This is a genomic window from Falsiroseomonas frigidaquae (genome assembly GCF_012163145.1).
Taxonomy (GTDB): Bacteria; Pseudomonadota; Alphaproteobacteria; order Acetobacterales; family Acetobacteraceae; genus Falsiroseomonas; species Falsiroseomonas frigidaquae.
Window position 1 is genome coordinate 474,872 of the sequence record NZ_JAAVTX010000001.1, and the last position, 21,007, is coordinate 495,878.

A 21,007-nucleotide genomic window follows, 5' to 3' on the forward strand; every position below is an offset into this window, starting at 1 on the left:
GGAGACTGCAAAATGAGCGGCCTGATCCGCGTGCAGGACACGCGCAAGGTGCCCGAGGCGGCGCCATCGGACGAGATCGCCCTGCTGGGCACTCGGCCGGACGGGAGCGTGCGCCGAACGACGCGGGGCGAGATCAACGCTGGCGCGGCGGCGGCCGGCGCTGCTGCCGCAATTCCGCTGGCGCAGCAGGAAGGCGCTGCGGCCGGGCAAACCGCGGCCGTGCTGGCCGCGCAGCCCTTCGCGAATGCCGCGCAGATCGCCGCCGAGCTCGCGGCGATGGGCGCGATGGCGCGCGTCGGCCCAGCCGTCGGCAGCCTCCGCAACGTCGTGGTGGACGCCGGCTATCGCCCCATCATCGTCGGCGACATCCATGATGGGTTGGGCGTGCGACTGCGTGGGGAGATCGTGCCGCTGACCGATGTCGCTGAGCGGGTGCAGGTGCTGGAGGAAACGGCTGGCGCCGGGTCCGAGGCCGGTTCCCTGGCCACCATCGCAGTCGGCGCGCAGGGGCTGGTTGGCCCGGCGGTGGGCAACATCAAGACGGCAGTTCTGGATGGCGCGCTGCGCGTGCGCAGCCAGGTCGACACGCGCGCTGGGATCTCCGTACGCATGAAGGGCACGATGACGCCGTTGGAGGAGGTGGCGCGCCGCGCTGCCGATGGCGCCCAGCTGCGCGGCCCGGCGGTGGGCGACTACCTTTCGGTGGAGCTGGACAGCGGCCTTCGTATCCTGTCCGGCAAGGCGAAATCCTCCATCACGCGCAGCCGCATCGAGGGCGGCGCACTGGCCGATATCGGCAGCGAGACGCGCAGCCGCATCGTGTCAGCGGCGAATACGAGCTTCGGCTACTACTCGCTCGGCGCCAATGTGGCCGCGATCTTCCCGGCCTATGGCCAGAGCTACAACCAGGGCCAGGCGCAGGACTATCTGACCAGCCCCTACTACAACCTCACGCCAATCGCCGGCGCCTTCATGCCGGCCCCCGGTGTGCGCCCCGGCAACACGCCCTTCGACACCCTGGTGGCGCTGCGCTCCACCTTCAATCCGGAGGCGCCGGCGAACAACCTGGAGACGCCCGCCATCGAGATGGGGCGGACCATCGCCGAGGGCTGGGCGGAGGCCGAGCTGCCGGGCATCGTCGTGGTGCTCACCGCCGGCCGCAGCGGCCAGCCTGTGCAGATGCACATGCGCGGCACGGAGGAGTGGGAGGAGCTGATGCTCGGCATCCGGCGCACCGCGGATGCCGCGATTGCGGCGGGTCTGCGTCCCGTCGTTCCTGCCCTCACCCTGATCGGCCATGAGAGCAACCGCAGCGGGACCTGGGCGGCAACGCCGCTGGAATGGGCGCGCATCCTGGGTGAATTCCAGCGCGCCGCGCAGAGCGACATCCAGCAGATCACCGGCCAGCACGAGCCCGTAGTGCTGGTGACCACGGCCATCACGCGGGATGCGCTGCCCTGTGGCCCGGCGCTGGGCGCCGCGCTGGCGGCGCGCATGAACCCCGGCCGCATCATCTGCGCCGGTTCGTCCCACGCCGCGGTGCATGGCACCGACGCACACCCGTTGGTGCTGGGCTACCGGCAGATCGGGCGTACCGCCGGCCGCGCCATCCTCCGCGCCGTGCTGGGCTACAACTGGCGGCCTGTGGAATGCCGCAGGTGGTGGGACGTTGGTCCGCGCGAGATGCGTATCGAGGTGGAGCTGCCGCGTGGCGCCTCGCTGGTCCGCGACGTCAGCGGCGATATCGTCAGCATGGTGGATATGGATGGCGGCCATGGCTGGCACGCCTGGGACAGGGATGGCCAGCTCACGCTGACCGCCGATGTGCTCGCGACTACGCCGAGCCATCCGGCCTTCAACTCCCCGACGATCCAGATCCTGACCGACCGCGACGTCCATTGGAGCAGCTACCGCGCCTACTACGCGGTGACCTCGCTCGGCATCGGTGGCGGCACAGGCGGATCGCTGAGCGGGCCGCGCGGCTGCTTCCGCGCCACCGATGAGCAGTCCGTCTCGGACATGCCCACCCCCCACTATTCCTGGCTTCTTCCTGCGGAGATCCTCCGATGACCACGCTGTACACCGTCACCGACGCGCCGTCGGACCTGACCGGTCCTGGCATCTTCACCGACGCGGAGCTGGCCTTCTTCGGCCATCAGTACGCGAACTACCGGGAGACCTCGCACTGGTGGGACTTTCGGGGGCGGCAGGAGCTGGGCGCCGGCACGCCGAGTTGGGCCTGCCGCCAGAGCGCGGGCGAGGTGAAGCTGCAGCCGATCGTCACGGGGCAGCTGCCCATCGTCAACGCGGCCGGCGGGCCCAGCGACGTGGGCTACGTCTTCGGTCGCGTCTCCGACCCGGTCGGCGGGCTGATCACGGAAAGCCCGGTCATCGCCAATGGCGCCGACTGGACCATCTGGGGCGTGGCGGAAAGCGGCACCCATGCCCAGGCCGTCGCGGCCGGGATCGCCGGCACAGGCAACGTGGGTGCTGTGGCTATCCTGATGCGGAACAGCGACCTGTTCCAGCTGCATGCCCGCAACGCGGCGGGTGTAAGCAACATCCTCGCCTCCTACGCAGACCTGCCGCTGAACACCTATGTGCGGTTCTCCGTCGCCTGGAAGCACTCCACCGGCACCGCGAAGCTGCGGCTGAATGGCGAGGTGGTCGCGACCAGCAGCGGCAACACCCTGGCGACACATACCGGCCGCGCGACGCTGCTGGCGGGCTACGACCTCACCGCTGGCTTCTATGTGGGCCAGGGCCGCGACCTGGGCGTGGCGATGTTCGGTGCGGCCAGGGTTTATGAGGAGGATGATCCGACCTGGGTCGCGCTCCGGGACGCAATGATCTTCGACTACATTCCGGCCCTGGCACCGTCGCCGCCCGCATAGCGGCGCATCTCGAAGCAGGCGCGACCCTGCTGATTATCGACGGCGCCCCGGTATCACGAGGCGCGCCAGGGCGATGGAAGGATCCTCGCAATGTCCCTGCTGCCTGACCCGCACCCGTCGCTGGCGGAGGCGGCAGCCTCCCTGGTCGCCGCTGCTGCTGGCCGTGCCCTTCTGCTTGGTCGCGTGACGCGCGAGAGCATCAGCCTGCAGCGGTTGCTCACTGTGCTGATCTACGAGATCCCGCTGATCGGCGGCTGCGCGGCGATCGGCGCCCTGGCCTGCGGCGCGGCGGGCCTGGACGGGTCGCCGGCGCTGGTTGTCATCGGCGTGCTCGCCAACAAGGGCCCGGCGCTGCTCGACCCGATGGTCGAGGCCTTCCTCAGCGCGCTCCGCCGCCGCCCCTAAATCCCGCCGCCGGGTCAGGCGGCTTCCCCGCATCATGGAGACGATCATGGCCCAGCCACGGCTCGAGGAATCGCGCGGCTATCGCAACCGCAACCCGGGCAACATCGACTATGTCCCGGCCAACAGATGGCAGGGCCAAATCGGCCTCGGCGATACCTGGCTCCCGGTGGAGCGGCGCCGCTTCGCCCGCTTCGAGAGCCACGAGTACGGCATCCGCGCCCTGGCCATGCTGCTGACCACCTACCAGGACCGGCACGGGCTGCGCACCGTGCGCGGCATCATCAACCGCTGGGCGCCGCCCAAGGAGAACGACACCAGCGCCTATGTGCGCGGCGTCGCCGCGGCGCTGGGCGTGGATCCCGACCAGGTCATCGACCTGCATCGCTACGAGACGATGCGCCCGATGGTCGAGGCGATCATCCGCCACGAGCTCGGCGGCCTGCCCTACGCGCCGGCCGTGATCGACGAGGGGCTGCGCCGCGCCGGCCTGGTCCGTCCCGTGGCCACGATGCTGGAGGCGGCCGCCACCGGGACCGGGCGCGGCGCCAGCTCCGTCGCCACCGCGGTGGCCGTGGCGGCGCCGGCGGCCTCGGTCATCTCTTCGCTTGGCGGGCTGCCGCAATGGACCGGCGTGGCGCTGATCGTCGCCGTCGCTGTCGTGGCCCTGTCGGTGATCCTGACGCTCCGGAAGGATCGCGGCGAGGCGCCGGCGTGATCGGGTTCCTCACGGGCCTCTGGGGGCGGATGCAGGGCTGGGCGGCGGTCGCCGCCGCCCTGCTGGTGGCGCTGGGCACGGCCAACCTGGCCGGCCGGCGCCAGGCGCGGCGCGAGGCGGCGCTCGATCAGGCGCAGGCAGCACTCAACAGGCGGGATGTACGCGATGCGGTGGACCGTGATGTGGCTCGGGATCCTGGTGCTGCTGAGCGCCTGCGCCGGGACTGGAGCCGGGATTGAGGCCTGCGGGCCCTGGCGGCCCATCCTGGTCAGCCAAGCCGACAGCCTGACCGATGGCACCGCCCGCGCCATCCTCGCCCACAACGAGGCCGGGCGGCGGCTATGCGGCTGGTAACGACCACCTGCCACCAGGAGCCGTCGCTGGCGCCTCATGGCCCATCCGGACCGGTCGCCCCGAGCATCAGCGCCGTCTCCCGCAGCGCATAGGCCGGCAGCGCCGGCGACAGGATCTCGGCCGCCAGCGCCTGCGCTGCCCCCAGCGCCTTCTCTGGCGGTGCCCCGGCCGCCAGTGCCGCGTCCCGCGTGGCGATCAGCCGCGGCCAGGCCGGTGCCAGCCAGCTGGGGATCGCCGGGACATTCGGCTCCTTCATCGCCCACTCCATCTTCCGCGCGCTCTCTGGGGCGCGGGGGTCAGGCAGTTGCAGCTGCCCGAACCGCATGGCCGAGGACCATGCACAGATGAACCGCCCCGCCACCTCCGGCCGGAGGCGGCGGCAGTAGAACGAAAAGCGAACATGGAGTCGAGTCACTTCCCCGCCGCGCCGGTCGAGCCGGCAGCTGCCTACCTCGGCGGCAAGCGCAACCTGGCCCGCAAGGTCATCGCCCGCATCGCCGCCATCCCGCATGTCACCTATCTGGAGCCCTTCATCGGGATGGGCGGGATCTTCCTCCGCCGGCCTTTCCGTGCCCGGGCGGAGGTGATCAACGACATCAGCACCGACGTCGCCAACCTCTTCCGGATCCTCCAGCGCCATTACGTGCCGCTGATGGACTGCCTGCGCTGGCAGCTGACCGGCCGGGCCGAGTTCGATCGGCTGCGCGCCGCCAACCCCAGCACCCTGACCGACCTCGAGCGCGCTGCGCGCTTCCTCTACCTCCAGCGCCTGGCCTTTGGCGGGAAAGTCGAGGGCCGCAACTTCGGCGTAACGCCGACGAGCTCGGCGCGCTTCGACGTCACGAAGCTGGGCCCGGCGCTGGAGGCGATCCACGAGCGCCTGGCGGGCGTGGTCATCGAGCATCTGCCGTATGAGGAGGTGATCCGCCGCTACGACCGGCCCGGGACGCTGGTCTACCTCGACCCGCCCTACTTCGGCTGCGAAGAGGACTATGGCGAGGGGGTCTTCGGGCGCGACGATTTCCAGCGCCTGGCGGAGCTGCTCGGCGGGCTTCAGGGGCGGTTCCTGCTGTCCATCAACGACCGGCCGGAGATCCGGAAGATCTTCGCGGGGTTCGAGATGCAGGAGGTCGACCTGGCCTACACCGTCGCCCGCAACGGGAAGGCACCCAGGGCCAGGGAGCTGCTGATCAGCGACTCCCGCTGATTGATCCACACCGACCAAGCTTGTAGCTGCCCCGTGGGTGATCCCCACGGGGCAGCTTTCTGCGTTTCAGGGCCTGGCGGAGGGTTCAGCAGGCCCGGGCCATCAACCGGGCCATCGCAGTTTTCGATGAGCCGCGACATGAGCGGATGCGCCCCTCAGGCATCAGTTGCCGCCTGCCACCCCGTCCGCCAGCTTCAATGCGAACCTTGCTCTCCGACCGAGCGCCGCGCTGAGCGGCAGGTTTGATGGGATTTTCAGGGCAGACCCGGTGACTGGCCGGGCGCGGAGACGCGCGAAAATTGCCCTCTGGAGGCCAATTGGCTCCGGACCTGCTGACCCAATCGGCTCAATGCGGAACCCGTAAACCCGGGCAGATCGCCGGCCTTCGCGCGATCGGCGTTTACCCTGGTTCAAACCCCACTTGCCCGAACTGTGTATTTCGGGAGCGAACACTTCGGGACGGTGGCCGCAATGCCCTCCACCTCATTCCAACCTTTCCCGGATAGTCTCCGAACTGCACGGATAATTTCGATCCTTCGTCGAAGAAGAACGGCACCCGATGTCACGTCGGACCGCGCTGTCTCGTCTTGTTCATGACGCATCCCGAAGGAGCCATGAACATGAAGATCGTTGTCATCGGAGGAACCGGCCTGATCGGTTCGAAAACCGTCGCAAAGCTGCGCGAACGCGGCCATGAGGCAATTGCTGCCGCGCCCTCGACCGGCGTGGACACGATGACGGGCGCCGGGCTGGACGCTGCCGTTGCGGGGGCGTCGATCGTTGTTGACCTCGCCAACTCACCCTCCTTCGAGGATGCCGCGGCAATGGAGTTCTTTCAGACCTCAGGCCGCAACCTGCTTGCCGCCGGGAAGCAGGCGGGAGTCACCCATCACGTCGCTCTTTCGGTGGTGGGCACCGCCAAGCTGCAGGCCAGCGGCTACTTCCGCGCCAAGCAGGCGCAGGAAGAGCTGATCGAAGCCTCCGGCATTCCCTACACGATCATCCACTCGACGCAGTTTTTCGAGTTCATGGGCGCGATCGCGCGCGGGGCGACCCAGGGCAACGAGGTCCGCCTGTCCCCGGCGCTGATCCAGCCGATCATGTCGGACGACGTGGCCGAGGCGGTGGCCGAGATCGCGCTGGCTGCCCCGGTGAACGGGCTGGTCGAGATTGCCGGTCCGGACCGCGCGCCACTGGACCGGATGGTCGCCCGCTTCCTGTCAGCCGCGCAGGACCCGCGCGTCGTCGTCACCGATTCAAGAGCGACCTATTTCGGCGTCGTGCTCGACCAGAGCTCGCTCGTGCCGGCCGGCCAGGCCAGGCTTGCCGCAACCACCTTCGACACGTTCCTCGCCCGCGGCGAGTTGCGCAAGTGAGCCGGCTGAAGCTCTACTACGCGCCGGGCGCCTGCAGCCTGGCCGACCACATCGCGCTGCATGAGGCGGGCGCACCCTTCGACATCGAGCGCGTCGATATCCGCACCCACACGACCGAGCACGGGATCGACTTCAGGACGATCAGCGCCAAGGGCTACGTTCCCGCGCTGATCCTCGCCGACGGCCAGTTGCTGACCGAGAACATCGCCGTGCTCGATCATCTGGCGACGCTCTATCCGCAACTCGCGCCTGCCGGCCCGCTCGGCCGCAGCCGGCTGATCGAGGCGCTCGCCTTCATTTCGACCGAGCTGCACCGGGCCTTCAAGCCCATGTGGCATGGCGGCTCCACGCGCGAGGTCGTGCACGCGGCGAAGACGGTGACCAGTCTGCTGGCCCGGTTGTCCGGCGGGATGAAGCGCCCGTTCCTGTTCGGCGAGCAGCCGTCCGTCGCCGATTTCTACCTGTTCGTCATGCTTCTCTGGGCCCAGCGCTTTGACGTGGAGGTTCCCGGGCCGATGGCCGAGTTGCGCAGGCGGATGCGTGAGCGGCCCGCCGTAGGTGCGGCAATGGCAGCCGAAGGCCTCGCCTGACCTCGAAGCCTGGCAGGCTGCCATCTCGTCAAGCTGCGTAACTCCACGCTCTGCACGGCGCGCGAGGGCGGCGGGCAAGGCTACCGTTGGTGCTGGAGCGGCTGTCACCGCGCGAATGCGCGGCGTTCCTGCTCCACGGCCTCTTCGGCATGCCGATGGACGAGATCGCCGCAGCGCCCGAGCGCGACGCCAGGCTCTCGCTCCCGAACGTTGACGCAGTGCAGCATCCCCCGTAAAGCCCGGCCTTCCGAACCAGCGAAGCCCAAATCGGCGCAGCCTTATTCAGCGCCGGAGGCGCCGCTTGACCATGTCCATGACGTTCGCCGACCTCTCCCTCGCGCCGCCCCTGCTGCGCGCGCTGGCCGAGGAGGGCTATTCCACCCCCACCCCGATCCAGGCCCGCTCGATCCCGCTGCTGCTGCAGGGCCGCGACCTGCTGGGCATGGCGCAGACCGGCACCGGCAAGACCGCCGCCTTCGCGCTGCCGCTGCTGCATCGCCTAGCCGCGACGCCTCGCCCGGCCCCCATGGGCGGCGCACGAATCCTGGTCCTGGCCCCGACCCGTGAACTCGTCTCCCAGATCGCCGACGGCTTCGAGAGCTTCGGGCGCCACCTGCAGCCCAGCGTGACGACGATCTTCGGTGGCGTCAGTCAGTTCCACCAGGTCAATGCGCTCAAGGCCGGGGTCGACATCATCGTGGCCGCGCCGGGGCGGTTGCTGGACCTGATCAACCAGGGCCTCTGCGACCTGTCGCAGCTTGAGGCGCTGGTGCTGGATGAGGCGGACCAGATGCTCGACATGGGCTTCGCCAAGCCGATCGAGCGCATCGTCGCGACGCTGCCGAAGGATCGGCACACATTGCTGTTCTCGGCCACGATGCCAAAATCCATCGCAGCCCTGGCCGAAAGCCTGCTGCGCGAGCCGGAGAAGGTCGAGATCGCGCCGCCCTCCACCACCGTCGAGCGCATCGAGCAGTCGGTCATGTTCGTCGATGCGGCCGACAAGAAAGCGGCGCTGCTGGCGCTGCTGCGGCAGCCGGGGATCGGCCAGGCCGTGGTCTTCACCCTGCAGAAGACCATCGCCAACGAGGTCTGCGCCTTCATCACGGAGGCCGGAATCACGGCCGACGCGCTGCATGGCAACAAATCGCAGGGCCAGCGGGAGCGCGCTCTGGAGGCCTTCCGCACCGCCGCCGTGCAGGTGCTGGTGGCGACGGATATCGCCGCGCGTGGCATCGACGTCGATACCGTCACGCATGTCTTCAACCATGACCTGCCGAGCCTGCCGGAGAGCTATGTCCACCGCATCGGCCGCACCGGCCGCGCGGGACGCAGCGGCGTGGCCATTACGCTCTGCGATGCCGAGCAGCGGGCCTGGCTGCGGGATGTGGAGCGGGAAATCGGCCGCGCCCTGACCGTGCAGGCCGATCACCCATGGCATTCGGAAGCGGCGAAAAACTCGACCCTGCGTCCCCCCGTGCTGGGCGGCGCGCCGGTCAAGGAGATCCGCCCGCAGGAGAAGCGCGAGCGCAAGGTCTGGACCGAGGAAGAGAAGCTCATGGCACGGGCAGCGGCCAAGGCGGCCTGACAATCGCTAATCAGGCTGGCGGGGCGGCCCACAGGGGCAAGCCCCCGTCGGCCTTGGCCATCCCCGCCCGTGCCTGACCGGTAGGCCGGTGATCAGTAGGCGGGTGATCAGTAGGCCGGGTCGACTCCGCTCGCCAGATAGGCCGCCTTGGCCCCCTCAGCGTTCAGCGCCGCGAGGAATGCCTCCGCGGCGGCGCGGTTCGGCGACTGCGGCATCACCGCGGCCGAGAAGGACGAGACCTGCTGGAACGCCTCCGGGAACTTGCCGACGACTTCGATGCCGGGGACGACCAGCAGCTCGCTCACCTGCTGCACCGCAAGATCCGCCTCGCCGGTCACCAGCTTTTCCGCGGTGAAGCCGGCCGGGATCACCGTGGCGCGGCTGCGCACCGCATCGCCGATGCCGAGCTGATCGATCACCTTCTCGAAGTGGATGCCACTGGCCCCCGCCCGGGAATACGCAATGGACCGTGCCTGCAGCAGTGCCGCCTTGAATTCCTCGACCGAGCCGATCGCCGGAAGCGCCGCACCACGCGCCGCGGCCAGACCAAGACGGGAATGCGCCACCTCCACCCGCGTTGCCGGATCGACCTTGCCTTGCGCGACCAGCTCGTCCATCGAGGCCTTGATCAACACCAGCACGTCGGCCTGCTCACCCGCTGCGACCTTGGTCATGATCAGCGTGGTCGGCACCCAGTCCACGGCCACCCGGTTCCCGGTGCTCGCCTCGTACTCCGCCACGATGCCGCCCTCGAAGGCGCCGCGCACCGCGAGGCCGGACAGGATCCGTAGGGTAACGCCTGGTTCTTTGCTCATATGTCCTGCATCTCCTCCGATGGGTTCAGGCTGGCTCGGTATCGGCCTGGTGGCAGTGGCCCCTGGCTTCGACCGGCGACAGCGTTCTTGAGTTCGGTTTCGTCGGATCACGGGCCGGGGTCAAGTTTCCTGCCCGCTTGCCACCATCCTGGCATCGCGCCTGGCCGGGGAGCTTGGCATGGACGGGAAATGGTCGAAGATGCGCGCGCGCCGGTGAAGGCCGGGGCACCCGATCGGAACGCCAGCCAGCAACAAGGTCCCCGCAATGCCCTGCCGCATCGTGCTCCTGCACGCCACGCCCGTCGCCATGCAACCGATCCAGTCCGCCTTCGCCGAAAGCTGGCCCGAGGCGGAGATCGTCAACCTGTTGGACGATGGGCTCTCCATCGACCGGGCGCGTGAATCCGAACTGACCGAGGCGATGATCGAGCGTTTCGTCGACTTCGGAAGCTACGGCCATCGCATGGGCGCGGACGGCATCCTGGTAACCTGCTCCGCCTTCGGCCCGGCGATCGATCGCATGATCGAGGCGCTTCCGATCCCCGTGTTGAAGCCGAACGAGGCGATGTTCCAGGCGGCGATCGCCCAGGGCGGACGCGTCGGCATGCTGGCGACCTTCGGGCCATCCGTCGGCACGATGACGGAGGAATTCGACGAATTCGTCGCCCGCAGCGGCCAGAAGGCGAGCCTGAGCACGGTGCTGGTGGCGGATGCGATGGACCTGCTGAGGAAGGGCGATGCGGATTCGCACAACCGTCTCGTTGCCGCGCGTGCCCCGGAACTCGCCGACCACGATGCCATCATGCTCGCGCACTTCTCCACCTCCCGCGCCGCGGATGCGGTCCGCCGGGTGGTGGACGTGCCGGTGCTGACCGCACCCCATGCCGCCGTGACGCGGATGCGCGAGATGATCGAGGCGCGCGCGGGAAGCTGACCGGTCTGGCCGGCTCCCGCCGCTTTTCATGCAGGCCGCCCGCTAATCGTTGGCGGCCCGCAGCGCCGCGCAGACCGCATCCGTCACCTGCCGCGTCGTCGCCTTGCCGCCGAGGTCCGGCGTGTGCAGCGCGGGGTCCGCCGTCACCCGCTCCACCGCACGCATCAGCCGGTCGGCTGCCGGCTTCTCGCCCAGATGCTCCAGCATCATCGCCGCGGTCCAGAAGGTGGCGACGGGGTTGGCGATGCCCTTGCCGGTGATGTCGAAGGCGGAGCCGTGGATCGGCTCGAACATCGAGGGTGCGTCGCGTTCCGGGTTGATATTGGCGGTCGGCGCGATGCCGAGCGAACCCGCCAGCGCCGCGGCCAGGTCGGACAGGATATCGGCGTGCAGGTTCGACGCCACGATGGTGTCGATGCTGCCCGGCTTCATCACCATCCGCATGGTCATCGCATCCACCAGCATCTTGTCCCAGGTCACGTCGGGGAATTCGGCGGCGACCTCGGCCGCGATCTCGTCCCACATCACCATCGCGTGGCGCTGGGCGTTGGATTTCGTGACGACCGTCAGCAGCTTGCGCGGCCGGCCCTGGGCCAGGCGGAAGGCATAGCGCATGATGCGCTGCACGCCGGCGCGGGTCATCACGGAGACGTCCTGCGCCACCTCGATCGGCAGGCCACGATGAACGCGGCCACCGACGCCGGAATACTCGCCCTCGGAATTCTCGCGCACGATCACCCAGTCGAGCTCAGGGCCGGAGACGTTGCGGAGCGGGCTGGTGATGCCGGGCAGCACGCGGGTGGGCCGGACATTGGCGTATTGATCGAGCGGCTGGCAGATCGCGAGCCGCAGGCCCCACAGGGTGACATGGTCCGGGATGTCCGGCGCGCCGACCGCGCCGAACAGGATGGCATCATAGGCGCGAAGCTGGTCGGCGCCGTCGGCCGGCATCATCACGCCGTGCCGGCGGTAGTAGTCCGAGCCCCAGTCGAAATCGGTGAAATCGAGCGTGAAGCCGCCATCGCGTTCGACGCAGACCTTCAGCGCCTCGACCCCCGCGGCGATCACCTCGGGCCCGATGCCATCCCCGCCCATCGCCGCGATCCGGTAGCTGCGCATCTCGTTCTCCTTCCCCGCCATGCCCTGGCGCCCAATCTTGGCGCAATGTCCTGGCGCCATGTCCCGGCGCCATGTCCCGGCACGCCCGCATCCATGCGAGGCAACTTGCCGCCGCCGGCAAAAGAGGTCAATTGGTGAAGCCCCAGCTTGCATGGAAGCTGGGGCCGCGGCGACGAGGTGGCCGATGATCAGGATGAGGCACGCGGCGGAAGCCACCCGACCCTCCCTCGTGGAGAGCGCCTATGAGGCGTTGAAGGCCGCGATCCGGAACAACGTCTTCGCGCCCGGCTACCAGGGATCGGAACAGGAAATCGCCCTGCAGCTCGGCATGAGCCGGACGCCGGTGCATGAGGCGATCATCCGGTTGCAGGAAGAAGGCCTGGTCCGCGTGCTGCCGCGCCGCGGCGTCGTGGTCTGCGCGCTCTCGCCCGAGGATATGCGCGAAATCTACGAGGTGATCGTGGCGCTGGAGACCGCGGCGGCGGCGCTGATCGCAGAGATGCCCGCCGATGCCCGGGCGCCCATCGCCGCGGAACTTGATGCGGTGAATGCCGCGATGGAGGCGGCGCTGGCCCGGGACGACCTGGTCGCCTGGGCGGAGGCCGATGGCCGGTTCCACCAGCTTCTCGTGGCGCGCAGCGGCAATGCCCGCCTGGCGCGCCTGTTCGGCACGATCATGGACCAGTCGCATCGGGCGCGCATGCTGACGCTGCGGCTGCGGCCCAGGCCGACCGTCTCGGTGGAGGAGCATCGCGGCATCGTGGCGGCGATCCGGCACGGCGCGGCGGAGGAAGCGCATGCGCGCGCGAAGGCGCATCGCCTGCGGGCGCGCCAGCAATTGCTGCCGCTGCTTGCCTCCCTCGGCATGCGCCACCTCTGAACCGCTGCGGGTCAGGGAAGCGTCGCTTCGCCCTGGCCCAAGGCGGCGCGCCCTGCCCTGCCGACGTCGATGTGGGCCGGCGCGGGCGCCCGCGGCGCCGCCAGAAGGCCCATCGCCACATAGCCGCCAATCGCGGTGCCGATGCCACCCGCGGCGAAGATGACGATCGCCAGCAGCCAGTCGATCGGCCCGCCCAGATCGGCGGGCGAGGAGCTGGTGACCGCGAACATCGCCGTCACCGCGACCACGCCGCCCAGCAGGCCCAGCAGTTCGGCCCGCAGCATGCGCCCCGCGACGATGCCGCGGTCGTGCAGCAGCACGATGGCGAGCCCGAGCGGGGCCAGCACGCAGAATGCCGCGATGGGCCAGACCGCCCAGCCCAGCATCTCCTGGAAGACGGCGACGAGGGTCCAGATCTCGAGGTCCTTCATGGCGATTCTCCTCCCGGCTCAGGCGCGGCCGCGCAGCATGGCAAGGTAGGTCGGCTTCAGGCCGATCTCCTTGATGATCCAGGTGATCCACAATTCCTCGAGCGGCGCGATCACCCCGGGGAAGGACGGCACCAGATTGTCGTCGTAGTCGAACTCCACCAGCATCGCCCGGCCGATCCGCGTGATCATGGGGCAGGAGGTATAGCCGTTGTAGCGCGCCGGGCTTTCGCGCCCCTGGATCGTCGCGACCAGATGGTCCACCGCGACCGGCACCTGCCATTTCACGCTGGCCGCGGTCTTGCCCTTGGGCACGCCGGCGACGTCGCCGACGCAGAACACCTCGGGGAATCGCGCATGGCGCAGCGTGAAGCGGTCCACCTCCGCCCAGCCATCGGCCGCGAAGGGGCCGCTGCGCCACGCCAGCGGCGAATTGCGGACCACCGCCGGCGCGCGCATCGGCGGGACCACGTTGATGAAATCGTAGCCCAGTTCCTGGTCGCCTTGCGGCGTGCGGAAGGTGGCGATGCGCCGGCCCGGGTCGATGGCGCGCAGCACGTGGTCGTGGTTCACCCGGATGCCGCGGTCCGCGTAGAGCATCCGCAGCTTCTCCGCCACGATGGGCACGGAGAACAGCGCGCGGTTATGCGCGTTGTAGACCAGCTCCGCCCGCCCGCGGGTGCCGCGCCGGCGCAGCACGTCATCGGTCAGGAAGGCGTATTTCAGCGGCGCGCCGGCGCATTTCATCTCCGTCGCCGGGCGCAGGAACAGGGCCGTGCCGCCCCGGTCGGCGAAGTCCGACATCGCCCGCCAGGTGGCCGCCGCCTGCTCCGCCCCGGCATAGACACTGCCGAGCCCGTCGCGGCCGATGCGCGCCACATCCATGCCCTCGATCGCCGCGTAGTCGAGCTGCAAGCCGGTGGCGACGACCAGGTAGTCATAGCTCACCCGCCCACCGGCTTCGGTGGTGACGCTGCGGCCGACCGGGTCGATCTCGGCCGCAGCCTGTTCGATCAGCATGACCCGGCTCGCGACATGGTCCCGCGTCGCCGAGGTGACGTAGCCCGCATCCTTCAGCCCCGCCGCGACCAGGGTCAGCCCGGGCTGGTAAAGATGCTCCCGCCGCCGGTCGATCAGCGTGATCTCGGCGCCATCGAGGCGCTGCGCGAGGCGGGAGGCGGCGGCCAGGCCAGCGGCGCCGGCACCGATGATGACGATGCGCGCGCGGGTCCGCAGCGGTGCCTCGCCAAGCGCCGGGGGCGCCGGCGCCAGGCCCAGCGCGGCGGCGGCGGCCAGCAGCCTGCGCCGGCTCAGCGCAGCCCGGGGCTGGAACATGGCCTTCATCCTCCTGCCAAGGCGCGCCTGTCCGGCGCCTTCACACCTACGAATATATGAAATCGCGCGCAGGACCTTGCGCCAGATCAATAACCACCTCCGGCACGACCGCCCATGGGCGCCCGCACCGCTTCCGGAAGATCCTGGGCGGGGCTATGCTGCGACGCGATGGCAGCCGCTTCCTGGCAGAGGCCCTCCCTGCTCAAGGCGCGTGATGCTGAAACTGGCCTTCCTGTTGATCGGGTCGCAGGCCTTCAAATCCCAATGGCACGTCCTGTCCACGCTCGGGGCGGCGCTGGTCCTGGCGGCCGGCGGCATCGCGCTATGGGCATCCGATCGCGCCGTGCTGCTGGCCGGCGAGGCTGCCGGCCTGCTGCTCGCCGTCATCGGGCTGCTCACCTTGGCCGGCGCCGCATCGCGGCAGGCGCGGATGGTCGCGCTCCTCAAGCCGCTCGGCCTCATCGTGATCGGCGCGCTGATCCTGGATTGGCCGGTGGATACGCGGATCGCCCTGCCCGTGCTGTTCAGCATCGCCTTCGCCTTCGACGGCATCGGCCGCATCGCCACCGCACTGGTGGTGCGCCTGCCGCGCTGGCGATCGGCCGTGACCTTCGGACTGGCGGAACTGACCGCCGCCGCCCTGATCCTCGCCGAATGGCCGCTGCCGCACAGCCGCAGCCTGGCGCTGTGCATCGGCATCGTCCTTGCCCTCGCAGGCTGGCTGCTGATCCGCTTCGGCCTGATGCTCCGCACCCTGGACAGCGAGGTCGCCATCCTCAACCTGCCGATCTTCGGCGGCCGCGGCTGGTTCGACAGCGCCCCGGTGCTGGTCGGGACCGGCGAGGGGGACATCGCCGAACACCCGATGACGGTGCATGTCTGGACGCCGGCCGGCTGCATCGTGGCGCCGGAACGCCGCCTGCTGATCGATCGCTACGTCGCCGCCGTGGATGCCGATGGCGTGGTTTCCACCGGCCATGCGGCGCTGGAGATGGGGGCGGGTCTCTACATCAGCCACTATCCGGCGGTGGAGTTGCAGCGATCCGGCAGCCAGTTCCTGGCCTCGCTGCGCGGCACCGCCGAGAACGACCTGAAGGGGCTGTTCCAGCCCTCCTACGCGCATGAATCCGACTGGTGGTGCCCGGCCGACGCCCAGGTCATCTTCCGCAACTACAACCCGCGGCGGCTGCGCGCCTTCTGGGCCGGCTACCGGCAGGACGATACCTACAACCTGACGAACCGGAACTGCGCCGTGGTCGTCGCCCATGCGCTGGAAGCGGCGCTGGAGGGTTCGCTGCACACCCGCTTCCCCTGGGCGCGGCTCGTGCTGCTGCTGGCCAATCCCGACATCTGGATCGCCGCGATGATCCGCAGCCGCGCCCATCTCGGCACATGGACGCCCGGCATGACCCTGGACTACGCGCGCACCCTGGCGCGGATCGTCGAGCAGCGCGACTACGCCTGGAGCGCCCGCCTGCGCGATTTCCTCCGGCGGCTGCGACCGGGCGGCACCCGTCGCGGCGCGGCTGCGGCATGAGCGCGGTGGCACAGGCCGCGAGCCTGCCGGCCCGCGCCGCCGTCATCGCCACCGCGACGATGTTCGGCCTGACCTACAGCCTGAGCGCGGCGCTGATCGCGCTGAGCCTGGCGGGCCAGGGGCTGAGCGAGGCGATGATCGGCGCCAATGCCGCCATGCATGCCGTGGGCGTGCTGCTGGCCGCGATGCTGCTGCCCCGCAGCGTCGCCCGCTTCGGCATCCGCCGCCTCATCATCGCGGCGCTGGCGGTGGCCGCCGCCGTGCTGCTGGGCTTCCCGGCCCTGCCGCTGGTCTGGATCTGGTTCCTGCTGCGACTTCTCCTCGGCATGTGCTCCGAGGTTCTGTTCGTGCTGTCCGAGGCCTGGACCAACAGCCTGAGCACGGAAGCCACGCGCGCCCGCGCCATGGCGGCCTATACCGCCGCGCTGTCGGTCGGCTTCGCGCTGGGGCCGCTGATCCTGTCGCTGGTCGGCACCATGGGCTTCGCGCCCTACCTCATTGGCGCCGGCATCACCCTGGCAGCGGCCTGCTTCATCGCCTCGCCCCGGGTGCCGGCCCCGCAATTCGAGAAGCCCGCCCCGGGCAGCCCGATCCGCTTCATGCGGATGGCGCCGGTCGCCATCGCCGCCACCATGCTGAATGCCGGCATCGAGACGGCGGGCCTGTCCTTCCTCGCCATCTACGCGGTCAATCTCGGCTGGCCCACGGCGGAGGCCACCCAGCTCATGTCGGTGATGATGGTCGGCGCCATCCTGCTGCAACTGCCGATCGGCTGGCTGGGCGACAAGATGGACCGGATGACGCTGGTGGCGGCGCTGGCGCTGATCGCCGCCGCCGGCGCGCTGGTCTGGCCGCTGGCACTCGGCAGCCAATGGGCCACCTATGCGCTGCTGTTCGTCTGGGGCGGCGCCTTCGTCGGCATCTATGCGCTGATGCTCACCGTGGTGGGCAGCCGCTTCCAGGGCGCGGAGCTGATCGGGATCTATGCCGCGATGGGGCTGATGTGGGGGCTCGGCGCCTTCATCGGCCCGCTGGCGGCGGGCCTCGCGATGGAGTGGGCCGCGCATGGCCTGGCCTTCTTCGCCGCTGCGATGTGCGGTGGCTTCGCGCTGTTCGTCATCGCGCGCCGGCGGCGGGGCTGAACGCGATCACGACTTCGTCGCCACCTCGGCCAGCCGGGCCGAAGCGCGGAAGATCCGCCAAAATCGACCAGCGTGGGAACCTACGCGGTCACCACGCGCTGGACGCGGGCCGGCCTGCTGCATGGCCGGCACCGGCCCGACGTCACTCCCCGGCGCCTTGACGCAGGCGCGCCACCCGATCCAATGGACCCCATGGAGGCTGTTTCAGACCCCGCCCCCGCCACCCTTCAGCCCGGCACCAATTGCTGGCGCATTGAGCGGGCGACGCGCGCCACCGTCATCATCGACGCGGCGGATTATTTCCGTGCCGCGCGCAGTGCCATGCTGGAAGCGCAGCACCGCATCATGCTGATCGGGTGGGATTTCGATGCCCGGATCGAGCTGATCCCGGGTGAGGATTCGCCCGATGCGCCGCGCAGCCTGGGCGAATTCATCCTGTGGCTGGTCAAGCGCCGGCCGACGCTGGAAATCTGCCTGCTGCACTGGGACCTCGGCGCGCTGAAGGCGCTGTTCCGCGGCTCCACCCTGCTCACCCTGCTGCGCTGGAAGATGCATCCGCGCATCACGGCGCGGCTGGACAGCGCGCATCCGACCGCCGCCTCGCACCACCAGAAGATCGCGGTGATCGACGATTGCCTGGCCTTCTGCGGCGGCATCGACATGACCGCGGATCGCTGGGACACCCGCGACCACCCGGACCAGGACCAGCGCCGCATCCGCCCCGGCGGCACGCCGCACGGCCCCTGGCATGATGCGACGACGGCGCTGGAGGGTCCGGTGGCGGCGGCGCTCGGCGAGCTGGCGCGGGACCGCTGGCGCCAGGCCGGCGGCCGCGCGCTGGCGCCGGTGGCCAGGGGCGGCGATTGCTGGCCGGAGGGCCTGGCGCCGCAGTTCCGCGACATCGCCGTCGGCATCGCCCGCAGCCAGCCGGAAATGCCGGACCGCGCGGCGATCCTGGAGGTGGAGCACCTGTATCTCGACCTCATCGCCTCCGCCCGCCACATGATCTACGCGGAAAGCCAGTACTTCGCCTCCCGCCGCATCGCGGAGGCCATTGCGCGCCGGCTGGCGGAGCCGGAGGGGCCGGAGATCGTGCTGGTGAACCCGCACAGCGCGCAGGGCTGGCTGGAGCCGATCGCCATGGATTCCGCCCGCGCCAGGCTGCGGGAGGCGCTGCGTCGCGTCGATACCCAGGGCCGCTTCCGCATCTACCATCCGGTGACGGAAGGCGGGCAGCCGATCTATGTCCACGCCAAGATCATGGTGGTGGATGACCGCGTGCTGCGCGTCGGCTCCTCCAACATGAACAACCGCTCGCTGCGGCTGGATACCGAGTGCGACGTGGTGATCGATGCGGGGCTGCCGGCCAATGCCGATCTGCGCCCGACCATCCGCGCGGCGCGCGCCGAGCTCATCTCCGAGCATCTCGGCGTGACGCCGGAGGTGGTGACGGCGCGGCTTGCCGAAAGCGGTTCGCTGATCGGCACCATCGAATCGCTGCGCGGCGCAGGCCGCAGCCTGGTGCCGTACGAGACGCCGGACCTGTCCGCCGTCGAGACCTGGCTGGCGGATCATGAGGTGCTGGACCCGGAAGGCCCGGGCGAGATGTTCGAACCGGTGGCGAAGCGCGGCCTGTTCCGGCGCTTCAGCCGCCTGCGCCGGGTGCGGCCGTGAGGATCTGACGCACCTTCCGGATGCTATGACCCAGATCAAGATGGTGCGCCGCGGGCCTGGCTAGGCTCGCCGGCATGAGCAGCACCGCCCCCCGCGCCCTGGACACCACACGCCTCGCCTTGGCCGAGCGGTCCGTGCCACGCTACACCTCCTACCCTACCGCGCCGCATTTCCACGCAGGGATCGGCCATGCCGATTACACCGGCTGGCTGGCGGCGCAGGACCCGGCGACGACGCTGTCGCTGTACCTGCACGTGCCCTATTGCGCGGCGATGTGCGCCTATTGCGGCTGCCATACCAAGGTGACCCGGCAACAGGCGCCGATCGACGCCTATGTGGAATCGCTGCTGGCCGAGATCCGTCTGCTGGCCGCCGCCACGCCGGCACGGCGCGTCACGCATCTGCATTGGGGCGGCGGCACGCCGAGCATGCTGGGGGAGGCCGGGCTGCAGCGCGTGATGGCTGCCATCGCCTGGCATTTCGACCTGTCCGGCCTGGCGGAACATGCGATCGAGCTCGACCCGCGCAGCCTGACCCGCAGCCTGGCGCGCACCCTGGCGCAGCTGGGCGTGACCCGCGCCAGCCTGGGCGTGCAGGATTTCAACGCGGCGGTGCAGCACGCCATCGGCCGCGTACAGCCCTTCGATCTGGTGCAGGCCAGCGTGGAATTCCTGCGCGACGCCGGCATCGCGGCGATCAACTTCGACCTGATCCACGGCCTGCCGCTGCAGGGCGTCGCGGGGCTGGAGCACAGCATCCGCCTGGCGCACAGCCTGGCGCCCGACCGCATCGCGCTGTTCGGCTATGCGCATGTGCCGTGGATGAAGAAACACCAGCGCCTGATTGACGAATCCGCGCTGCCGGGCGTGCCGGAACGGCTGGAGCAGGCACGCTCGGCGCGCGCGCTGCTGGATGCGCTGGGCTATGTCGCCATCGGGCTGGACCATTTCACCCGGCCGCAGGACCCGATGGCCCAGGCCGCGCGCAACGGCACGCTGCGGCGCAACTTCCAGGGCTATACGACGGATGTGGCCGATGCGCTGCTCGGCCTCGGCGCCTCCTCCATCGGCAGGCTGCCGCAGGGCTTCGTGCAGAACGCGACGGAGATCGGCGCCTGGCGCCGTGGTATCGCCGCCGGCACGCTGCCCATCGCGCGCGGCCTGGCGATCACGCCGGAAGACCGCCTGCGCGGCACGGTGATCGAGCGGCTGATGTGCGATTTCCAGGTCCGCCCGCCGACCGAATTGCTCGCCGCGGCGTGGGACGAGCTGGTGGCGCTGCGCGACGCCGGCATCCTGACGCTGGAAGACGGCGTGGTGACGATGACGGCGGAGGGTGCGCCCTTCCTCCGCCTCGCCGCCGCCGCCTTCGACGCCCATCTGAAGCGCGCCGGGCGGCATTCGACGGCGGTGTAGCCGCCTTCGCGGATCACGCCCTACGCCGCGAAGGCGCGCTCCAGCTTTTCCAGCATGGCAGCCTCGGCAGGCGAGATGCGGGCGCCAAGGCCGAGGAATCCGCCGGCCGCCTCCGCCACCGCGCGCGCACGATCCAGCAGGCCGGATTTCAGCGCCTGGCGCGCGGCCGCATCCATGCCCGCGGTGCTGGCGCGGATATAGTCGGACCAGGTTTCCAGAAGTGCCGGCGGCGGTGGCGCGGACAGCCATTGCGTCAGCGAATGCCGCGCCGGGCTGTCGTCGCCGATGCCGGAATGGGCCGCGGCGCGCAGCAGCGCATCGCGCTCCTTCGCATCCAGCGTGCCGTCGGCCCAGCCGACCATCACCAGCGGCACCAGCGACAACGCCGCCATGGTGGAAGCCTCCAGCCCCTGTGCCGCCAGGCGGTCCAGCAGCGCCGTGTCGGTGATGCCGGACGCGGCCTGCAGCGCCTCCCGCCGCGAAGCCGCCGCGGCTTCCTCGCGCTGGCGTTGGCGCCAGGCCTCCGTCTCCCGCGCGAAGAAGGCCTCCTCCAGCGCGCGTCGGCGATCGTCGAGGAATTCCTGGCTCATGGATTCGCT

At 69.9% G+C, this 21,007-nt stretch carries 22 protein-coding genes; 16 read left to right on the forward strand and 6 right to left on the reverse strand.

What is annotated here, in order from left to right; all coding sequences use genetic code 11:
* Positions 1-12 precede the first annotated feature (12 nt).
* The 5 genes from HB662_RS02310 to HB662_RS02330 all read left to right on the forward strand — a co-directional run bounded on the left by HB662_RS02310 (position 13) and on the right by HB662_RS02330 (position 4,253).
* Positions 13-2,070 (forward strand): hypothetical protein, encoded by a 2,058-nt coding sequence (locus tag HB662_RS02310; RefSeq protein WP_168046721.1) that lies wholly within the window; start codon positions 13-15, stop codon positions 2,068-2,070.
* Positions 2,067-2,894, forward strand: coding sequence for a hypothetical protein (locus HB662_RS02315; protein WP_168046723.1), 828 nt, complete (start codon positions 2,067-2,069; stop codon positions 2,892-2,894). Before HB662_RS02310 ends, HB662_RS02315 begins: the two co-directional genes overlap by 4 nt.
* Positions 2,895-2,984: 90 nt before the next feature.
* A complete protein-coding gene (locus HB662_RS02320; RefSeq protein ID WP_168046725.1) occupies positions 2,985-3,299 on the forward strand; it encodes a hypothetical protein in 315 nt (104 codons plus the stop codon).
* 46 nt (positions 3,300-3,345) lie between these two features.
* Positions 3,346-4,014 carry a structural protein gene (locus HB662_RS02325; protein ID WP_168046727.1) on the forward strand — a complete coding sequence of 223 codons (669 nt, stop codon included), beginning with the start codon at positions 3,346-3,348 and terminating at the stop codon, positions 4,012-4,014.
* Positions 4,011-4,253: a hypothetical protein gene (locus tag HB662_RS02330; RefSeq protein ID WP_168046729.1), complete on the forward strand. Its 243-nt coding sequence runs from the start codon at positions 4,011-4,013 to the stop codon at positions 4,251-4,253. Before HB662_RS02325 ends, HB662_RS02330 begins: the two co-directional genes overlap by 4 nt.
* Before the next feature lie 149 nt (positions 4,254-4,402).
* Here HB662_RS02330 and HB662_RS02335 read toward each other — a convergent pair whose 3' ends face one another.
* Positions 4,403-4,624: a hypothetical protein gene (locus HB662_RS02335; RefSeq protein WP_168046731.1), complete on the reverse strand. Its 222-nt coding sequence runs from the start codon at positions 4,622-4,624 to the stop codon at positions 4,403-4,405.
* A gap of 48 nt (positions 4,625-4,672) precedes the next feature.
* On the opposite strand from HB662_RS02335, the gene HB662_RS02340 reads away from it, so the two are divergent.
* From HB662_RS02340 to HB662_RS02360, 5 genes are all read left to right on the forward strand, one after another.
* Positions 4,673-5,575 (forward strand): DNA adenine methylase, encoded by a 903-nt coding sequence (locus HB662_RS02340; protein ID WP_342449427.1) that lies wholly within the window; start codon positions 4,673-4,675, stop codon positions 5,573-5,575.
* Between the two features lie 614 nt (positions 5,576-6,189).
* Positions 6,190-6,951: an SDR family oxidoreductase gene (locus HB662_RS02345; protein ID WP_245185379.1), complete on the forward strand. Its 762-nt coding sequence runs from the start codon at positions 6,190-6,192 to the stop codon at positions 6,949-6,951.
* Complete coding sequence (locus HB662_RS02350; RefSeq protein WP_209443063.1) at positions 6,948-7,541, forward strand: glutathione S-transferase C-terminal domain-containing protein; 594 nt, start codon at positions 6,948-6,950, stop codon at positions 7,539-7,541. The genes HB662_RS02345 and HB662_RS02350 overlap by 4 nt, the downstream gene beginning before the upstream one ends.
* Positions 7,542-7,630: 89 nt before the next feature.
* Positions 7,631-7,777: a sigma factor-like helix-turn-helix DNA-binding protein gene (locus HB662_RS02355; protein ID WP_209443064.1), complete on the forward strand. Its 147-nt coding sequence runs from the start codon at positions 7,631-7,633 to the stop codon at positions 7,775-7,777.
* Between the two features lie 71 nt (positions 7,778-7,848).
* Positions 7,849-9,129, forward strand: coding sequence for a DEAD/DEAH box helicase (locus tag HB662_RS02360; protein ID WP_168046733.1), 1,281 nt, complete (start codon positions 7,849-7,851; stop codon positions 9,127-9,129).
* 107 nt (positions 9,130-9,236) lie between these two features.
* Here the strand turns inward: HB662_RS02360 and HB662_RS02365 are convergent, their stop codons facing one another.
* Positions 9,237-9,944, reverse strand: a complete 708-nt coding sequence (locus tag HB662_RS02365; protein WP_168046735.1) for a substrate-binding domain-containing protein — start codon at positions 9,942-9,944, stop codon at positions 9,237-9,239.
* A gap of 265 nt (positions 9,945-10,209) precedes the next feature.
* Here HB662_RS02365 and HB662_RS02370 point away from each other — a divergent pair, with 265 nt between their 5' ends.
* Entirely contained in the window at positions 10,210-10,878 is a 669-nt protein-coding gene (locus HB662_RS02370; protein WP_168046737.1) for an aspartate/glutamate racemase family protein, read from the forward strand.
* A 42-nt stretch (positions 10,879-10,920) separates the two neighbouring features.
* Here the strand turns inward: HB662_RS02370 and HB662_RS02375 are convergent, their stop codons facing one another.
* Entirely contained in the window at positions 10,921-11,997 is a 1,077-nt protein-coding gene (locus HB662_RS02375; RefSeq protein WP_168046739.1) for a tartrate dehydrogenase, read from the reverse strand.
* Positions 11,998-12,181: 184 nt separating this feature from the next.
* On the opposite strand from HB662_RS02375, the gene HB662_RS02380 reads away from it, so the two are divergent.
* Positions 12,182-12,877: a GntR family transcriptional regulator gene (locus HB662_RS02380; RefSeq protein ID WP_168046741.1), complete on the forward strand. Its 696-nt coding sequence runs from the start codon at positions 12,182-12,184 to the stop codon at positions 12,875-12,877.
* Positions 12,878-12,888: 11 nt separating this feature from the next.
* Here the strand turns inward: HB662_RS02380 and HB662_RS02385 are convergent, their stop codons facing one another.
* Positions 12,889-13,308, reverse strand: coding sequence for a DUF5368 family protein (locus HB662_RS02385; RefSeq protein WP_168046743.1), 420 nt, complete (start codon positions 13,306-13,308; stop codon positions 12,889-12,891).
* A gap of 18 nt (positions 13,309-13,326) precedes the next feature.
* A complete protein-coding gene (locus HB662_RS02390; RefSeq protein WP_168046745.1) occupies positions 13,327-14,640 on the reverse strand; it encodes an NAD(P)/FAD-dependent oxidoreductase in 1,314 nt (437 codons plus the stop codon).
* A gap of 211 nt (positions 14,641-14,851) precedes the next feature.
* Between HB662_RS02390 and HB662_RS02395 the strand changes: the two genes are divergently transcribed.
* The 4 genes from HB662_RS02395 (at position 14,852) to hemN (ending at position 20,408) form a co-directional block, all read left to right on the forward strand.
* On the forward strand, positions 14,852-16,177 hold the full coding sequence (locus HB662_RS02395; RefSeq protein WP_456305462.1) for an HdeD family acid-resistance protein: 1,326 nt from the start codon (positions 14,852-14,854) through the stop codon (positions 16,175-16,177).
* On the forward strand, positions 16,174-17,319 hold the full coding sequence (locus tag HB662_RS02400; RefSeq protein WP_168046747.1) for an MFS transporter: 1,146 nt from the start codon (positions 16,174-16,176) through the stop codon (positions 17,317-17,319). Before HB662_RS02395 ends, HB662_RS02400 begins: the two co-directional genes overlap by 4 nt.
* 192 nt (positions 17,320-17,511) lie before the next feature.
* Positions 17,512-18,993, forward strand: a complete 1,482-nt coding sequence (locus tag HB662_RS02405) for a phospholipase D-like domain-containing protein (RefSeq protein ID WP_168046749.1) — start codon at positions 17,512-17,514, stop codon at positions 18,991-18,993.
* A 74-nt stretch (positions 18,994-19,067) separates the two neighbouring features.
* A complete protein-coding gene (hemN, locus tag HB662_RS02410; protein ID WP_168046751.1) occupies positions 19,068-20,408 on the forward strand; it encodes an oxygen-independent coproporphyrinogen III oxidase in 1,341 nt (446 codons plus the stop codon).
* A 20-nt stretch (positions 20,409-20,428) separates the two neighbouring features.
* On the opposite strand, the gene HB662_RS02415 is transcribed toward hemN, so the two are convergent.
* Complete coding sequence (locus HB662_RS02415) at positions 20,429-20,998, reverse strand: hypothetical protein (protein WP_168046753.1); 570 nt, start codon at positions 20,996-20,998, stop codon at positions 20,429-20,431.
* Positions 20,999-21,007: the final 9 nt, after the last annotated feature.

Bases quoted from the DNA above. Each gene is read 5' to 3' on its own strand.
- HB662_RS02380 (WP_168046741.1), top strand. From the start codon at position 12,182: ATGATCAGGATGAGGCACGCGGCGGAAGCCACCCGACCCTCCCTCGTG.
- HB662_RS02390 (WP_168046745.1), bottom strand. From the start codon at position 14,640: ATGTTCCAGCCCCGGGCTGCGCTGAGCCGGCGCAGGCTGCTGGCCGCC.
- HB662_RS02375 (WP_168046739.1), bottom strand. From the start codon at position 11,997: ATGCGCAGCTACCGGATCGCGGCGATGGGCGGGGATGGCATCGGGCCC.
- hemN (WP_168046751.1), top strand. From the start codon at position 19,068: ATGAGCAGCACCGCCCCCCGCGCCCTGGACACCACACGCCTCGCCTTG.
- HB662_RS02405 (WP_168046749.1), top strand. From the start codon at position 17,512: ATGGAGGCTGTTTCAGACCCCGCCCCCGCCACCCTTCAGCCCGGCACC.
- HB662_RS02370 (WP_168046737.1), top strand. From the start codon at position 10,210: ATGCCCTGCCGCATCGTGCTCCTGCACGCCACGCCCGTCGCCATGCAA.
- HB662_RS02335 (WP_168046731.1), bottom strand. From the start codon at position 4,624: ATGAAGGAGCCGAATGTCCCGGCGATCCCCAGCTGGCTGGCACCGGCC.
- HB662_RS02320 (WP_168046725.1), top strand. From the start codon at position 2,985: ATGTCCCTGCTGCCTGACCCGCACCCGTCGCTGGCGGAGGCGGCAGCC.
- HB662_RS02365 (WP_168046735.1), bottom strand. From the start codon at position 9,944: ATGAGCAAAGAACCAGGCGTTACCCTACGGATCCTGTCCGGCCTCGCG.
- HB662_RS02310 (WP_168046721.1), top strand. From the start codon at position 13: ATGAGCGGCCTGATCCGCGTGCAGGACACGCGCAAGGTGCCCGAGGCG.
- HB662_RS02325 (WP_168046727.1), top strand. From the start codon at position 3,346: ATGGCCCAGCCACGGCTCGAGGAATCGCGCGGCTATCGCAACCGCAAC.
- HB662_RS02415 (WP_168046753.1), bottom strand. From the start codon at position 20,998: ATGAGCCAGGAATTCCTCGACGATCGCCGACGCGCGCTGGAGGAGGCC.
- HB662_RS02400 (WP_168046747.1), top strand. From the start codon at position 16,174: ATGAGCGCGGTGGCACAGGCCGCGAGCCTGCCGGCCCGCGCCGCCGTC.
- HB662_RS02315 (WP_168046723.1), top strand. From the start codon at position 2,067: ATGACCACGCTGTACACCGTCACCGACGCGCCGTCGGACCTGACCGGT.
- HB662_RS02345 (WP_245185379.1), top strand. From the start codon at position 6,190: ATGAACATGAAGATCGTTGTCATCGGAGGAACCGGCCTGATCGGTTCG.
- HB662_RS02385 (WP_168046743.1), bottom strand. From the start codon at position 13,308: ATGAAGGACCTCGAGATCTGGACCCTCGTCGCCGTCTTCCAGGAGATG.
- HB662_RS02360 (WP_168046733.1), top strand. From the start codon at position 7,849: ATGTCCATGACGTTCGCCGACCTCTCCCTCGCGCCGCCCCTGCTGCGC.